General features: G+C 54.5%; 1 protein-coding gene. It reads right to left on the bottom strand.

Going from position 1 to position 400, the window contains the following annotated elements:
• Positions 1 to 400 (bottom strand): aryl-sulfate sulfotransferase (locus H6A60_RS12745; RefSeq protein ID WP_205105232.1); only part of this gene is annotated, 400 nt, incomplete at both ends.

The following is a 400-nucleotide window of genomic DNA, read 5'->3' as shown; positions in this document are numbered from 1 at the left end:
GGAGAACCCAGGATCCACTTCACCTTTTTATCTCGGCCGATTTTGATCATCGCAGACTGATGGCGCGACGAAATGATGATCGAATCGTCTTCCGGATCATAGTCGACAGAGTTAACGTGCGCCCAGTTGCGTCCTGCGCCTGTCCCAACAATGTCGCCGAATTTCTCAGATTTGTCGAGCGCCTTGATATCTTCTTCGGAGAGCGTTTGTCCCGCCTTTGAAGCGTCGATGTTAAGGCACACTGCGCCTTGGTCGAGAACTTTCAATACGTTGTCGCGATAGGGGTCGAGAATGTCGGCGAGGCGCCATTCATCAACTACGCGGCCGTTTTCGGGATTGACCTCCGCAATCACGTCGCGAACCGTGTGAACGCGCTTTCCGTCGGGGCGCAGGTAGTTGG

This window comes from Sutterella massiliensis (assembly GCF_016899755.1).
Classification (GTDB): Bacteria; Pseudomonadota; Gammaproteobacteria; order Burkholderiales; family Burkholderiaceae_F; genus Sutterella; species Sutterella massiliensis.
The sequence above is the reverse complement of the archived record's forward strand: the minus strand, read 5'-3'. Positions and strand labels throughout refer to the sequence as shown.